This window comes from Streptomyces sp. V3I8 (assembly GCF_030817535.1).
GTDB lineage: Bacteria > Actinomycetota > Actinomycetes > Streptomycetales > Streptomycetaceae > Streptomyces.
Map to the genome: position 1 here is coordinate 2,849,457 of NZ_JAUSZL010000002.1, position 14,878 is coordinate 2,864,334.

Below are 14,878 nucleotides of genomic sequence, written 5' to 3' on the forward strand. Positions count from 1 at the left end.
GCTTCTACGTTCGGGCAACCGAACAAGGCCACAAAGACGTCGGCCAGCAGGAGGTCGTACCCGTGCGTCCCACCGCCGCCCCCCTTGCCCTCGTGACCCTGCTCACCGCCTGCGCGCTCAGCGCCTGTGGCAGCGACTCCGGCAGCGACCCGGACACCGTGCAGATCTCCTACAAACAGTCGACGGACAACTCGGTCCGGGTCATGGACGACTACCTCGCCGACATCAAGGAGCAGTTCGAGAAGGCCAACCCGGGCAAGAAGGTCGAGCTGGTCCCGATCAAGGCCCCGGACTCGGAGTACTACACGAAGCTCCAGCAGATGCTCCGCTCGCCGAGGACGGCACCCGACCTGGTCTACGAGGACACCTTCCTCATCAACTCCGACATCACCAGCGGCTATCTCAAGCCCCTGGACCCGTACCTCGGCAAGTGGGAGGACTGGGGCAACTTCATCGACACGGCGAAGTCGGCGGCGGAGGCCCAGGACGGGAAGACGTACGGCGTCCCGGACGGCACGGACACCCGGGGCCTGTGGTTCGACAAGGGCATCTTCAAGCGGGCGGGCCTGCCCGCCGACTGGCAGCCGAAGAACTGGGACGACATCCTCGACGCGGCCCGCACGATCAAGGAGAAGGTCCCCGGCGTCACCCCGATGAACGTGTACACGGGCAAGCCCGCGGGCGAGGCGGCCACCATGCAGGGCTTCGAGATGCTCCTGTACGGGACGGCCACCGGCGCCACCGAGAGCCCGCTGTACGACACCGCGTCCAAGAAGTGGATCACGGGCAGCCAGGGCTTCAAGGACTCGCTGCGGTTCGTCGAGACGGTCTTCAAGGAGAAGCTCGGCCCGGACGTCTCGGACGCCCTCGACCCCAACTTCGCGACCAGCGTCCGCGGTGACCTCCTGCCCGGGGGCAAGCTCGGCATCAACCTGGACGGCTCCTGGCTGCCGCAGGACTGGCAGAAGGGCAGCGGCCACGAGTGGCCCGAGTGGTCCGAGAAGCTCGGTCTCGCGTACATGCCGACGCAGCACGGCCAGTCCCCCGAGAAGGTGAGCATGTCGGGCGGCTGGACCTGGGCGATCCCGAGCAAGGCCGGCAACCCCGACCTGGCCTTCGAGTTCGTCAAGACGATGCAGACGAAGGCGAACGCGCAGAAGTGGTACATCGCCAACTCCGGCATCGCGGTACGCACGGACGTGGCCGAGGACCCGGCGTACGTGAAGGCGCAGCCCGGCATCAAGTTCTTCACGGACCTGGTGGCGAGCACGCACTACCGTCCCGCGTACCCCGCGTACCCGAAGGTCTCCACGGCGATCCAGGAGGCCATGGAAGGGGTGACGACCGGTGACAGCTCGGTGGCCGAGGCGGCGCGCGACTACGACGAGGAACTGAAGTCGGTCACGGACGGCCAGGTCGTCGAGAAGTGAGCACGGCGTGACCCTCACCCAGCGGAAGGCCGGCCCCGGTGGGCGGCGCGCGGCGGTGGTCAAGGAGGGCGGAGCCCGCTCCCCGCGCCTGCGCACCCTCACCCGGGCCCTGCCCGTCGCCCCCGCACTCGTCCTCCTCGTCCTCTTCCTGGCCGGGCCGATCGCGTACTGCGCCTACATCGCCTTCACCGACCTGCAGCTCACCGGTCAGGCCGAGTCGTCCTTCACCGGCTTCGACAACTTCCGTACCGCCTTCAAGGACGACGCGTTCCTCAACGCGGTGTGGCTGACGCTCGTCTTCACGGTCCTCAGCTCGATCGTCGGGCAGAACACGCTGGGCCTCGCCCTGGCCTCGCTGATGCAGCGTGCGTCGAAGCCGGTGCGTACGCTCACCGGCGGCATCGTCGTCACCGCCTGGGTGCTCCCGGAGGTGGTGGCCGGCTTCCTGCTGTACGCCTTCTTCCGCCGCGAGGGCACGCTGAACGCGATCCTCGACCAGTTGCATCTGCCGTCCCAGAACTGGCTGTTCACGCTGCCGATCCTGGCGGTGTCGTTCGCGAACGTGTGGCGCGGGACGGCCTTCTCGATGCTGGTCTACTCGGCCGCCCTGAACGAGATCCCGAAGGAGATCACCGAGGCCGCGGAGGTCGACGGCGCGGGCGGCTGGCGCCGGATGTGGCACATCACGCTGCCGATGATCCGCCGGTCCATCGGCACGAACCTGATGCTCAACACCCTGCAGACGCTCTCGGTCTTCGGCCTCATCTGGGTCATGACGAGGGGCGGCCCGGGCAACCGCAGCCAGACCCTCCCGCTCTTCATGTACGAGCAGGCCTTCCAGAAGAGCATGATCGGCTACGGGACCGCCGTCGCCCTGCTGCTGCTGGTGGTCGGCTCCCTGTTCTCGCTGGTCTACCTGCGCCTGCTGCGGACGGAGGTCTGAGATGGCCGCGCGTACGACACTCAACACCCGCCGCGCCACCCGTCGTCTCGCCGCCGACGCGGGCCTCCTGTGCGTCGCGGCCGGTTTCGTCCTGCCGCTGGCCTGGGTGGTGCTGTCCTCCCTCGACCCGCGCGCCGGGCTGAAGGTGAAGGTGCCGGACGGGGTCACGCTCGACAACTTCGACGCGGTCCTCAAGCCGGACATCACCTTCACACCGCTGCTCAACAGCCTCCTGCTGTGCGGCAGCGCGACCCTGCTGACGGTGGTCTGCGCGGCGCTGGCGGCGTACCCGCTCTCGCGCTTCCGGTCCCGGCTGAACCGGCCGTTCCTGCTCACGATCCTCTTCGCGACGAGCCTGCCGATCACCGCGATCATGGTTCCGGTGTACGCGCTGTTCGTCCAGGTGAACCTGATCGACACCATGCAGGGCACGATCTTCTTCTTCACCGCGTCCCAGCTGCCGTTCGCCATCTGGCTGATGAAGAACTTCATGGACGGTGTGCCGAAGGAGCTGGAGGAGGCGGCCTGGACGGACGGCGCCTCGTCGTTGCAGTCGCTGCTGCGCATCGTGCTGCCCTTGATGGGCCCGGGCATCGCGGTGGTGACCGTCTTCTCGTTCGTGGCGATGTGGGGGAACTTCTTCGTCCCGTTCATGCTGCTGCTCTCACCGGACCAGATGCCGGCGTCGGTGAGCATCAACGACTTCTTCGGCAACCGCGGGACGGTGGTCTACGGGCAGCTCGCCGCGTTCTCGATCATCTACTCGACGCCGGTGATCCTGCTGTACGTGCTGGTGGCGCGGCGCCTGGGCGGCGGGTTCGCGCTGGGCGGGGCGGTCAAGGGCTGACCGCCCCGCCAGGGCCGGCGCCGGCCGTGGTGCCGACGCCGCTCGTCGGTCAGCTGGTGGTCACCGCCGTGTCGTCGACGACGAAGCTGGTCTGCAGGGAGGTGTCCTCCACGCCGCTGAACTTCAGGGCGACGGTGGACCCCGCGAACGAGGACAGGTCGAAGGTCTTCTGGACGTACCCCGTGGCCTTGTTGAGGTTCGAGTAGGTCGCGAGGGTGGTGGAGCCCGCGGTGACGGTCAGCTTGTCGTAGGCGGTGCTGGTGGACGTCTCCGCGCTGTCGATGTGCAGCCAGAAGGTGAAGGAGGCCTTGCAGCCGCTCGGGACGGTCACCGACTGGGAGAGCGTGTCGGTGTGGGTGCTGCCGTAGCCGTCCAGCCAGGCCTTGTACGAACCGCCGTGGGCGGCCTGGCCGGTGGAGCTGGTGATGACACCGCTGGACGCCGTCCAGGTGGTGGCGCCGGACTCGAAGCCGGCGTTGCCGAGCAGCTGCGCCGGGGTGCAGGTGCCGCCGCCGGTGGGACTGACGGTCCAGGTGAAGCTGGCGGTGCCCTTCGCGCCGGTGCTGTCGGTGACGGTGACGACGGTGCTGTAGGTCCCGGCGGCGGTCGGGGTGCCGGTGATCGCGCCGGAGCCGCTGATCGACAGGCCGGTGGGCAGGCCGGTGGCCGCGTAGGTCAGTGAGCCGCTGTTGCTGCTGCTCGCGGAGACCTGCAGGCTGACGGCGGTGCCGACGGTGGAGGACTGGCTGCCCGGGTTGGTGACGGTGACGCCGCCCGTCGGCGGGGTGACGTGGCTGCCGACGTTGATGCCGGCGAAGGCGTTCGCGACACCCGCGTACTGGGTGGAGTTCGCCCCGTACAGGGAGGTCGCGGCGTTCAGGGCGGCGGTGCGGGCGCCGGCGTAGTTGGTGCTGGACGTCATGTACGTCGTCAGCGCCTTGTACCAGATCTGCAGGGCCGCGGCGCGGCCGATGCCGGCGACGGCGACCCCGTCGGAGGTCGGGCTGTTGTACGTGACGCCGTTGACGGTCTTGCTGCCGCTGCCCTCGGAGAGCAGGTAGAACATGTGGTTCGCCGGGCCCGAGGAGTAGTGGACGTCCAGGTTGCCGAGGCCGGAGTACCAGCTGTCGGAGGAGCCGCCGTCCTTGTCCGGCTCGTCCATGTAGCGCAGCGGGGTGCCGTCGCCGTTGATGTTGATCTTCTCGCCGATGAGGTAGTCGCCGACGTCGGTGGAGTTGTTCAGGTAGAACTCCACGCCGGTGCCGAAGATGTCGGAGGTCGCCTCGTTCAGCCCGCCCGACTCACCGGTGTAGTTCAGGTTCGCGGTGTTGGAGGTGACGCCGTGGCTCATCTCGTGGCCCGCGACGTCGATCGAGGTGAGCGCGTGGGTGCCGCCCGAGCCGTCGCCGTACGTCATGCAGAAGCAGCTGTCGTCCCAGAAGGCGTTGACGTACGCCGAGCTGTAGTGGACGCGGGAGTAGGCCGCGACGCCGTCGTTCTTGATGCCGCTGCGGCCGAAGGTGTTCTTGTAGAAGTCCCAGGTCGCCTGGGCGCCGTAGGCGGCGTCCGCTCCGGCGGTCTGGGTGTTGGAGCCGGATCCGTTGCCCCACACGTCGTCCGCGTCGGTCATCAGGCTGCCGGTGCCGGACGTGCCGCCGTTGAGCGAGTACGTCTTGTGTCCGCCGCGCGTGGTGTCGTACAGCTGGTACGTCGAACCGGACAGCGTGGTGCTCAGCGCGACCGTGCCGCTGTACTGGGTGTTGCCGGTGCCGGTCTTGACGTCCTCGTACCGGTACAGCTCCTTGCCGGTGCTCGCGTCGGTGATCACGTGCAGCCGGCTGGGCGTGCCGTCGTGCTGGAGGCCGCCGACCACGGTCTCCCAGGCGAGTGCGGGCGCGCCGCTGCCCGCCCAGATCACCTTGCGGGCGCTGTCGGCGGTGGCCCCGTCCGCGTCGAGCGCCCTGGCGGCCTTGAGGGCCTTGCCCTGGGCGGCCGTCTTGGTGAACGTCGCGGTGGTGGAGGCGACCTTGACGGTGCGCCGGTTGTTGAAGGTGGTGCTCACCGTGCCGGATGCGTCGGCGGCGGGCGGGGTGTGCACGACCAGGTCGCCGCCGAGCACCGGCAGGCCGGCATAGGTGCGCTCGTAGCGGGTGTGCAGGGTGCCGTCCCGGTCCTTGACGACGTCCCTGGCGACCAGCTTCTCCTTGGCCTCCAGGCCCAGGACGCCGGCGGTCGCGGGGGTCTTCTTCGACGCGCTCGCGAGCAGCGCGGCGTGCTGGGCCGGGCTGAGCTTCGTCTGCAGTCCCCCGGTGCGCAGGGGGGAGGGGTGGGCGGCGGCGGGTTCGGCGGACGCGGGGCCGGTCTGGACACCGACGGCCAGCAGGGCGGCGGTGGCCACCAGGGCTCCGGCCGCGGTCGCCCGGCGGGGGATTCGTCTCACTCGTACTCCTACTGCGACGGCCGCGGATGGCGGCCGGTGACAGCCCGGACAGACGGGATGTGCTGTCCGGGACGAGCTGAGCAGGCTGAGCAGGGGGTGCGGGCCCAAGGGCACGGAGCGGGCTGGGGGACCCGCGCCGTGGCTGGGGGAAGGGTCGCACTGCTGACCTGTACATGTCAGCAGCACGCAGGGTGAACGAGGGTTATCCCTCTACCGCAGGGGCCGCGGGGCACGGACACGGGCGGTACGGGTCACAGAGCGGGCCTGCCCGTCGTGAACAGCCACGTCCCGAACAGGTCGTCGAGCTGCTGTCCGGAGACCTTCTCGGCGAGGCGGACGAAGTCGGCGGTGTTCGCGTCGCCGTAGCGGTGCAGCTTCGTCCAGGCCGGCAGGAGCTCGAAGAAGGCGGTGTCCCCGATGCGCTCGCGCAGTACCTGGAGCGTCATCGCGCCGCGCTGGTAGACCGCCGAGGCGAACATGGTGTCGCGCTGCGGGTCGCCGACCTCGATCTGCCAGAAGGCGCTGTCGGCGGGGCGGGCGGCGTAGGCGGCGAGGAAGGAGTCGTGCGCCGAGCGGGTGCCCTGGTGTTCGGCCCACAGCCACTGGGCGTAGGTGGCGAAGCCCTCGTTGAGCCAGATGTGCTGCCAGCGCTCCACCGACACCGAGTCGCCGAACCACTGGTGGGCCAGCTCGTGCACGATCGTCGACTCGCTGCGCACGGCCGAGTAGACGGGCTTGCTCTGCACCTCCAGGGAGAACCCGGCGGCGGGCATGTCGTCGACGATCGCGCCGGTCTCCTCGAACGGGTACGGCCCGAACACCTGCGACCAGTAGTCGGTCGCCGCGGCCGTGACGGCGTACACGTCGACGGCGTTGCTGTCGGCCAGCGTCGGGTCGACGGCGACGTAGATCGGTGTGCCGCCCGGGGTCCGGCCGGTCCTGACGTCGAACTTCCCGATGGTGGCGGTCGCCAGGTAGGTCGCCATGGGCCGGGACTCACGCCAGTGGGCGTACGTCGAACCGCCCTTGTCGTACGTCGAGACGAGCCGGCCGTTGGAGACACCGGTCAGGCCCTTGGGGGCCTTGATGCGGATGTCGTAGGTGGCCTTGTCGGACGGGTGGTCGCTGGACGGGAACCAGGTGGAGGCGGCGTTGGGTTCGCAGGCGACGAAGACGCCGTCGCCGGTCTTCATCCAGCCGTAGTCCGAGCCGAACACGATCGGGCCGGTGAGGGGTTCGGGGACGCCGCCGTAGGTGACCGTGACCGTGAAGTCGCGGTTCTTGGCGAGCGCGCCCCGCGGGGTGACGCGCAGTTCGTCGCCGTCCCGCGTGAACGCGGCAGGCCTGCCGTTCACCTCGACCTTCGTGACCTCCAGTCGCTGCAGGTCGAGGTCGAAGGACGACAGGCGCATGGTGGCGCGCGCGGTGAGGGTGGTGCGCCCGTCGAGGCGGTCGGTGCCGGGGTCGTAAGCGATGTCGAGGGCGTAGTGGCGGGCGTCGAAGCCGCCGTTGCCGAGCAGCGGGAAATACAGGTCGCCGACGCCGGGGGCGCCCGGGGTGGGGGCGGAGCCGGCGGCGACGGCGAAGAAGGAGGCCACCGCGGTGGCGGCGGCGACTGCACGTACGGAACGTGCCGAACGTCTCGGACGCGGGAGTGCCATGTGTCGTCCCCTTCGATCGTGTGCCGATCAGACGAAACGGTCACGCAGACTCTCCGGCCTTCCGTACGGACATGTACATGACTTTGCCAAACCACGGGCCCTCGCCGGATGGACCATTACCGAGCACCGCCACCGGGCACCGGGCACCGGCTGATTCGCGCCGCGCGTCGCGATGCCGCGCGCGACCGCCGGGCGCACGCCGAAGGGGCGGACGGGGACGCCCCTTCGGCACCGGCCGGCCGCGAGCGCCCGCCCCGCGGCCGGCGGGCGTCCCCGCGCCTGCCCATCGGCGCTGCTCACGCGGCATGCCGGAGCGCCGCGGGCCCGGTACGTCACGGCCGCCGGCGCACGCCGCACCGGATCCGGACACGTCGGCCGGTTCACGGGTCCACCGGACGCCCGTCCGAAACCGTAGCTTCGTACAATCCGTGATCCTGGCCGAACAGAACGTAGTCATCGCAGCCCCGGGCCCGTACGTTGTGCGCGTGCACCAAGAGTCGACCCCCCGGCCCACCCTGCCCTTCGACGCCCCGGCCGCCCGCGCGCTGCGCACCGCCCTCGGCATGGGGCCCGAGCACGTCGCGTACGGGATGCGGACCTCTTTCGGACTGCCCCATGTGACACCCGACCTGGTCGTCGCCTGGGAACGCGGTTCGGCCAGTCCGGGCACCGGTGAACTGACCGCGCTGGCGGGCGTGTTGTGGTGCTCTCCGGGTGAACTCGTCGGCGCGCCCAGGACCCTGCGCGAGCACCGCGTCGTACGGGGTCTCGCGGCCGACGACGTCGCGCGGGCCGTGGGGCTCGAACTCCTCGCGTACATACGGATGGAGGAGGCGGACGAGTGGCGCGGCAGCGAGCGGCAGTCTGCGGCGCTCGCCGAGGTGCTCACCCTCTCGCCGGCCGACCGCGTCACGGTCACCGGGCTCGGGCCGAAGCTCGCGGGGATGCTGCGCGGTGCGGTCACGACACGCTGGCAGGCGTACGTCCGCCCGGTGGCCAGGCTGCTGCCGATGGAGCGGCGGACCGTGGGGCACGCGCTGCGGGCGATGCACACCGCGTACCAGGGGCAGATGGTGACGACGCTGAGCTGGGGCCGCGACGTGGCGGCCGCCGACGCCGAGGACGCGGGCCGGGACTTCCTGGACCGCGTCGTCGAGCACTTCTGGTCGACGGTCCGGCACGAGAGCGGCCGCTGACGGCCCGCTCCGCCCGGCGGTGCGTGTCCCCGGGCGGGAGACGGGGAGGGGGGCCCGGTCCTCAGAAGACCGACTCGGCCTCGTCCATCCGGTCCTTCGGGACCGTCTTCAGTTCCGTCACCGCCTCGGCCAGCGGGACCATCACCACGTCCGTGCCGCGCAGCGCCGTCATCCGGCCGAACTCACCGTGGTGCGCCGCCTCCACCGCGTGCCAGCCGAAGCGCGTCGCGAGCACCCGGTCGTACGCGGTCGGCGTGCCGCCCCGCTGGATGTGGCCGAGGATGACCGGCTTGGCCTCCTTGCCGAGGCGCCGCTCCAGCTCGTACGCCAGCGCCGTCCCGATGCCCTGGAAGCGCTCGTGGCCGAACTGGTCGATGGCGCCGTGGCCGTAGTCCATGGTGCCCTCTACGGGGTGCGCGCCCTCGGCCACGCACACGACCGCGAACTTCTTGCCGCGCGCGAAGCGCTCCTCGACCATCTTGATCAGGTCGGTCGGGTCGAAGGGCCGCTCGGGCAGGCAGATGCCGTGGGCGCCGGCGGCCATGCCGGACTCCAGCGCGATCCAGCCGGCGTGCCGGCCCATGACCTCGACGACCATCACCCGCTGGTGGGACTCGGCGGTCGTCTTGAGGCGGTCCATCGCCTCCGTGGCGACCCCGACGGCGGTGTCGAAGCCGAAGGTGCGGTCGGTCGACGAGATGTCGTTGTCGATCGTCTTGGGCACCCCGACCACCGGCAGGCCGGCGTCCGACAGCATCCGCGCCGCCGTGAGCGTGCCCTCGCCGCCGATCGGGATCAGTACGTCGATACCGAACTCGCGCGCCATGTCCTGCGCGTTCTCGCACGCCTCGCGCAGCCGGTCGCGCTGCAGGCGGGAGGAGCCGAGGATGGTGCCGCCGCGGGCCAGGATGCCGCTGACGGCGTCCAGGTCGAGGGAGCGGTAACGGCCTTCGAGCAGTCCCGCGTAGCCGTCCTCGAAGCCGACGACCTCGGCGCCGTAGTGGGTGACGGCCCGGTGCACGACCGACCGGATCACGGCGTTCAGTCCCGGACAGTCGCCGCCTGCGGTGAGAACTCCGATGCGCATCGTGCTGTGTCTCCTGCTCGCTGTTCGCTACGTACTGTCGATACGTGCGGTTCGGTACGTGAGAGCCGGTCCGATTGTTTCACGCGCGACAGGGGACCGCCGTCCGCGCCCTCCGTGACCTTCCGCGCCCCCGGCCTGACGGGCGCCTTATCCATGCCCGGAGGTACTGTCAAGAGGGCTCGGCCGAGGGTACCCGGCCGCGGTCCGACCGACGTCTGAGGAAACGGAGAGCACGCGTGACGCGCAGCGTGTACGTGACCGGGATCGACCGGGGTGACGGCCGCCAGGTCATCGAGCTGGGAGTCATGGAGCTCCTGACCCGCCAGGTGGACCGGGTGGGGGTGTTCCGGCCACTGGTCCACGACGGGCCCGACCGTCTCTTCGAGCTGCTGCGGGCCCGTTACCGTCTCGCGCAGGACCCGGCGACGGTCTACGGCATGGACTACCACGAGGCGTCCACGCTCCAGGCCGAGCGGGGCACCGACGAGCTGGTCTCGCAGCTCGTGGACCGCTTCCTGCGGGTGGCCCGCGCGTACGACGTCGTCCTCGTCCTCGGCACGGACTACGCCGACACCCAGTTCCCGGACGAGCTCGCGCTCAACGCCCGCCTGGCCAACGAGTTCGGCGCCTCCGTGATCCCGGTCGTGGGGGGCCGCGGGCAGACCGCCGAGTCGGTGCTCGCGGAGACCCGCAACGCGTTCCGTGCCTACGACGGCCTGGGCTGCGACGTGCTGGCGATGGTGGTGAACCGGGTCGCCCCCGCCGACCGCGGGGAGATCCACGGGCTGCTCGACAACCGCCTGCCCGTGCCGTGCCACGTGCTGCCGGACGAGCCCGCGCTCTCCGCGCCCACGGTCGCCCAGGTCACGCACGCCCTCGGCGGCAAGGTGCTGCTCGGCGACGACGCGGGGCTCGCCCGCGACGCGATGGGCTTCGTCTTCGGCGGCGCCATGCTGCCGAACTTCCTGGGCGCGCTGACCCCCGGCTGCATGGTCGTGACGCCCGGCGACCGCGCCGACCTGGTGGTGGGCGCCCTCGCCGCCCACAGCGCCGGCACCCCGCCCATCGCGGGCGTGCTGCTCACCCTGAACGAGCGTCCCAGCGACCTCGTCCTCACCCTGGCCGCCCGCCTCGCCCCCGGCACCCCGGTGGTCGCGGTGGAGACCGGCTCCTTCCTCACGGCGTCCGAACTGTTCGCCATGGAGGGCAAGCTGAACGCGGCCACGCCCCGCAAGGCGGAGACGGCGCTCGGCCTCTTCGAGCGGTACGTGGACACCGCCGACCTGCTCAAGCGCGTCTCGGCGCCCAGCAGCGGCCGCGTCACGCCGATGATGTTCGAGCACACCCTGCTGGAGCGGGCCCGCTCCGACAGGCGGCGCATCGTGCTGCCCGAGGGCACCGAGGCACGCATCCTGCACGCCGCCGAGGTGCTGCTGCGCCGCGGTGTCTGCGACCTCACCCTGCTGGGCCCCGTCGACCGGATCCGCAAGGGGGCGGCCGACCTCGGCATCGACCTGGGCGCGGCGCAGCTCATCGACCCGCAGACCTCGGAGCTGCGCCACCGGTTCGCCGAGCGGTACGCCGAGCTGCGGGCGCACCGGGGCGTGTCGGTCGAGCTGGCGTACGACGTCGTCTCGGACGTGAACTACTTCGGCACGCTGATGGTCCAGGAGGGCCTGGCGGACGGCATGGTGTCGGGTTCCGTGCACTCGACCGCGGCCACCATCCGGCCGGCCTTCGAGATCATCAAGACGAAGCCGGAGGCCTCCATCGTCTCCTCGGTGTTCTTCATGTGCCTCGCCGACAAGGTCCTCGTGTACGGCGACTGCGCGGTCAACCCGGACCCGGACGCGGAGCAGCTGGCCGACATCGCCGTCCAGTCGGCCGGCACCGCCGCGCAGTTCGGGGTGGAGCCGCGGATCGCGATGCTGTCGTACTCGACCGGCACGTCCGGTTCGGGCGCGGACGTCGACAAGGTGCGCACGGCCACCGAGCTGGTCCGCGCCCGCCGCGGCGACCTGCGGATCGAGGGGCCGATCCAGTACGACGCGGCCGTCGAGCCGTCCGTCGCGGCGACCAAGCTGCCGGGGTCGGAGGTCGCCGGGCAGGCGTCCGTGCTGATCTTCCCGGACCTCAACACCGGCAACAACACGTACAAGGCCGTGCAGCGCTCGGCCGGCGCGATCGCCGTCGGACCGGTCCTGCAGGGCCTGCGCAAACCGGTCAACGACCTGTCCCGCGGCGCGCTGGTCGGGGACATCGTGAACACGGTCGCCATCACCGCGATCCAGGCCCAGGCCGGGCCCCCGGCCCCGGCCGTCCCCGCGCACCAGGACCCGTCCACGACCGGCGCCCCGGACTCGAACCCGACTCCGACTCCGACCCCGACCCCGACCCCGACTCCGACCCCGAAGGCTTCCGCCCAGTGACCGCCACCCGCGTCCTCGTCCTCAACTCCGGCTCCTCGTCCGTGAAGTACCAGCTGCTCGACATGGGCGACGGCAGCCGGCTGGCCGCGGGCCTCGTCGAGCGCATCGGCGAGCAGACCTCCCGGCTCAAGCACTCCCCGCTGGCGTCGGGCGGCGACGACCGCGAGACGACCGGACCGATCGCCGACCACGAGGCCGCGCTGAAGGCCGTCGCGCGGGAGCTGTCCGGGGACGGGCTCGGTCTGGACTCCCCCGAGCTGGCCGCGATCGGGCACCGGGTCGTGCACGGCGGCAAGCGGTTCACGCGGCCCACCGTCGTCGACGACGCGGTCCTCGCCGAGATCGAGCGCCTCATCCCGGTGGCGCCGCTGCACAACCCGGCCAACCTCACCGGCATCCGTACCGCGCAGGCGCTGCGCCCGGACCTGCCCCAGGTCGCCGTCTTCGACACCGCGTTCCACACGACGATGCCGGAGGCCGCGGCCCGCTACGCGATCGACGTGGAGACCGCCGACAGGCACCGCGTGCGCCGGTACGGCTTCCACGGCACCTCGCACGCGTACGTGTCCCGCGAGAGCGCCCGTCTCCTGGGCCGGGCCCCCGAGGACGTGAACGTCATCGTGCTGCACCTGGGCAACGGCGCCTCGGCGTCGGCGGTCGAGGGCGGCAGGTGCGTCGACACCTCCATGGGCCTCACTCCGCTGGAGGGGCTCGTGATGGGGACGCGCTCGGGAGACGTGGATCCCGCGGTCATCTTCCATTTGGCGCGCGTTGGCGGAATGTCCACGGACGAGATCGACACTCTGCTCAACAAGAAGAGCGGGCTCATCGGGCTGTGCGGTGACAACGACATGCGGGAGATCCGCCGGCGCATCGACGAGGACGCCGAGGATGCCGCGCCGGCCCGGCTCGCCTTCGACATCTACATACACCGGCTGAGGAAATACATCGGCGCGTACTACGCGGTACTGGGACGGGTCGACGCGGTCGTCTTCACCGCCGGGGTCGGGGAGAACTCCGCCCCCGTGCGCGAGGCGGCGATCGCGGGCCTGGAGGGGCTGGGCCTGGCCGTCGACGGCGAGCTGAACGCCGTACGGTCCGGCGGGCCGCGGCTGATCTCGCCGCCGGGCGCGCGGGTCGCGGTGGCCGTCGTGCCGACCGACGAGGAACTGGAGATCGCGAACCAGACCTACGCGCTGGTACGGGAGGGCGACGCCTGACGGGGCGTGGCCGGTTGCCGAGATGAACAGTGGAAAAGCGGAGGAAAAAGCGGAAACGCGGAAAAGACCGGCCCGGGAATGGCCCGTCGGATTCACGCCTGAGCGCGCGTCCGCCCATATGTATCTTCCGCCAGCCGGAATATTCCGAAGCGAAACAAACCGATAGGATCGCCCCCATGCGCCGTTCCAAAATCGTCTGCACACTCGGCCCCGCCGTCGACTCCCACGAACAGCTCGTCTCGCTCATCGAGGCCGGCATGAACGTGGCCCGTTTCAACTTCAGCCACGGCTCGCACGCCGAGCACCAGGGCCGGTACGACCGGGTCCGGGCCGCCGCCCAGGAGACGGGCCGCGCCATCGGCGTCCTCGCCGACCTGCAGGGCCCGAAGATCCGGCTCGAGACCTTCGCCGAGGGCCCCGTGGAGCTGGAGCGCGGTGACGAGTTCACCATCACGACCGAGGACGTCCCGGGCGACAAGTCGATCTGCGGCACCACGTACAAGGGTCTGCCGGGCGACGTCTCCAAGGGCGACCAGGTCCTGATCAACGACGGCAACGTCGAGCTGCGGGTCGTCGAGGTCGAGGGCCCGAACGTCAGGACGATCGTCATCGAGGGCGGTGTCATCTCGGACCACAAGGGCATCAACCTGCCCGGTACGGCCGTGAACGTGCCGGCGCTGTCCGAGAAGGACGTCGACGACCTGCGCTTCGCCCTGCGGATGGGCTGCGACCTGGTCGCGCTCTCCTTCGTGCGCGACGCCCACGACGTGAACGACGTGCACAAGATCATGGACGAGGAGGGCCGCCGGGTCCCCGTCATCGCCAAGGTGGAGAAGCCGCAGGCGGTGGAGAACATGGAGGCCGTCGTGGCGGCCTTCGACGGTGTCATGGTGGCCCGCGGCGACCTGGCCGTCGAGTACCCCCTGGAGCGGGTCCCGATGGTGCAGAAGCGCCTCGTGGAGCTGTGCCGGCGCAACGCCAAGCCGGTGATCGTCGCGACCCAGATGATGGAGTCGATGATCACCAACTCCCGCCCGACGCGCGCCGAGGCCTCCGACGTGGCCAACGCGATCCTGGACGGGGCGGACGCGGTCATGCTGTCGGCCGAGTCCAGCGTCGGCGCGTACCCGATCGAGACCGTGAAGACGATGTCGAAGATCGTCGTCGCGGCCGAGCAGGAGCTGCTCTCCAAGGGCCTGCAGCCGCTCGTGCCGGGCAAGAAGCCGCGTACGCAGGGTGGTTCGGTGGCCCGCGCCGCGTGCGAGATCGCCGACTTCCTCGGCGGCCGGGGCCTGGTGGCCTTCACCGATTCGGGTGACACCGCGCGCCGCCTGTCCCGCTACCGCGCGGCGCAGCCGATCGTGGCCTTCACCACGGAGGAGGGCACCCGCAACCAGCTCGCGCTGAGCTGGGGCGTCGAGTCCTACGTCGTGCCGTTCGTGAACAGCACCGACGAGATGGTCGAGCTGGTCGACAACGAACTGCGCAAGCTCAACCGCTTCAGCGAGGGCGACGTCGTCGTGATGACCGCCGGTTCGCCCCCCGGCGTCCCCGGCACCACCAACATGGTCCGCGTGCACCACCTGGGCGCCTGAACCGCCCCCGTACGACGCGTACGCCACCGA

The 14,878-nt window shown here is 70.7% G+C and carries 10 protein-coding genes; 7 read left to right on the plus strand and 3 right to left on the minus strand.

All coding sequences use genetic code 11. The annotated features are described in order from the left end of the window. Positions 1 to 62 precede the first annotated feature (62 nt). The 3 genes from QFZ75_RS12365 to QFZ75_RS12375 are packed head-to-tail and all read left to right on the plus strand — an operon-like array spanning position 63 to position 3,220. On the plus strand, positions 63 to 1,430 hold the full coding sequence (locus tag QFZ75_RS12365) for an extracellular solute-binding protein (protein ID WP_307536432.1): 1,368 nt from the start codon (positions 63 to 65) through the stop codon (positions 1,428 to 1,430). Between the two features lie 55 nt (positions 1,431 to 1,485). Then, on the plus strand, positions 1,486 to 2,373 hold the full coding sequence (locus tag QFZ75_RS12370) for a carbohydrate ABC transporter permease (protein ID WP_307544414.1): 888 nt from the start codon (positions 1,486 to 1,488) through the stop codon (positions 2,371 to 2,373). Position 2,374: 1 nt separating this feature from the next. Continuing rightward, a complete protein-coding gene (locus tag QFZ75_RS12375; protein ID WP_307536433.1) occupies positions 2,375 to 3,220 on the plus strand; it encodes a carbohydrate ABC transporter permease in 846 nt (281 codons plus the stop codon). A gap of 49 nt (positions 3,221 to 3,269) precedes the next feature. Here the strand turns inward: QFZ75_RS12375 and QFZ75_RS12380 are convergent, their stop codons facing one another. Together QFZ75_RS12380 and QFZ75_RS12385 are read right to left on the minus strand one after the other, a co-directional pair. After that, on the minus strand, positions 3,270 to 5,660 hold the full coding sequence (locus QFZ75_RS12380) for a M4 family metallopeptidase (RefSeq protein ID WP_307536434.1): 2,391 nt from the start codon (positions 5,658 to 5,660) through the stop codon (positions 3,270 to 3,272). 251 nt (positions 5,661 to 5,911) lie between these two features. After that, positions 5,912 to 7,321: a M1 family metallopeptidase gene (locus tag QFZ75_RS12385; protein ID WP_307536435.1), complete on the minus strand. Its 1,410-nt coding sequence runs from the start codon at positions 7,319 to 7,321 to the stop codon at positions 5,912 to 5,914. A 479-nt stretch (positions 7,322 to 7,800) separates the two neighbouring features. Between QFZ75_RS12385 and QFZ75_RS12390 the strand changes: the two genes are divergently transcribed. Continuing rightward, positions 7,801 to 8,517, plus strand: a complete 717-nt coding sequence (locus QFZ75_RS12390) for a helix-turn-helix domain-containing protein (RefSeq protein WP_373465853.1) — start codon at positions 7,801 to 7,803, stop codon at positions 8,515 to 8,517. Positions 8,518 to 8,578: 61 nt separating this feature from the next. Here the strand turns inward: QFZ75_RS12390 and QFZ75_RS12395 are convergent, their stop codons facing one another. After that, a complete protein-coding gene (locus QFZ75_RS12395; RefSeq protein ID WP_307536436.1) occupies positions 8,579 to 9,604 on the minus strand; it encodes an ATP-dependent 6-phosphofructokinase in 1,026 nt (341 codons plus the stop codon). Positions 9,605 to 9,840: 236 nt separating this feature from the next. Between QFZ75_RS12395 and pta the strand changes: the two genes are divergently transcribed. The 3 genes from pta (at position 9,841) to pyk (ending at position 14,848) form a co-directional block, all read left to right on the plus strand. After that, positions 9,841 to 12,033: a phosphate acetyltransferase gene (gene pta / locus QFZ75_RS12400; RefSeq protein WP_307536438.1), complete on the plus strand. Its 2,193-nt coding sequence runs from the start codon at positions 9,841 to 9,843 to the stop codon at positions 12,031 to 12,033. Continuing rightward, on the plus strand, positions 12,030 to 13,253 hold the full coding sequence (locus QFZ75_RS12405) for an acetate kinase (RefSeq protein WP_307536439.1): 1,224 nt from the start codon (positions 12,030 to 12,032) through the stop codon (positions 13,251 to 13,253). The genes pta and QFZ75_RS12405 overlap by 4 nt, the downstream gene beginning before the upstream one ends. A gap of 176 nt (positions 13,254 to 13,429) precedes the next feature. After that, positions 13,430 to 14,848: a pyruvate kinase gene (gene pyk, locus QFZ75_RS12410; RefSeq protein ID WP_307536441.1), complete on the plus strand. Its 1,419-nt coding sequence runs from the start codon at positions 13,430 to 13,432 to the stop codon at positions 14,846 to 14,848. Positions 14,849 to 14,878: the final 30 nt, after the last annotated feature.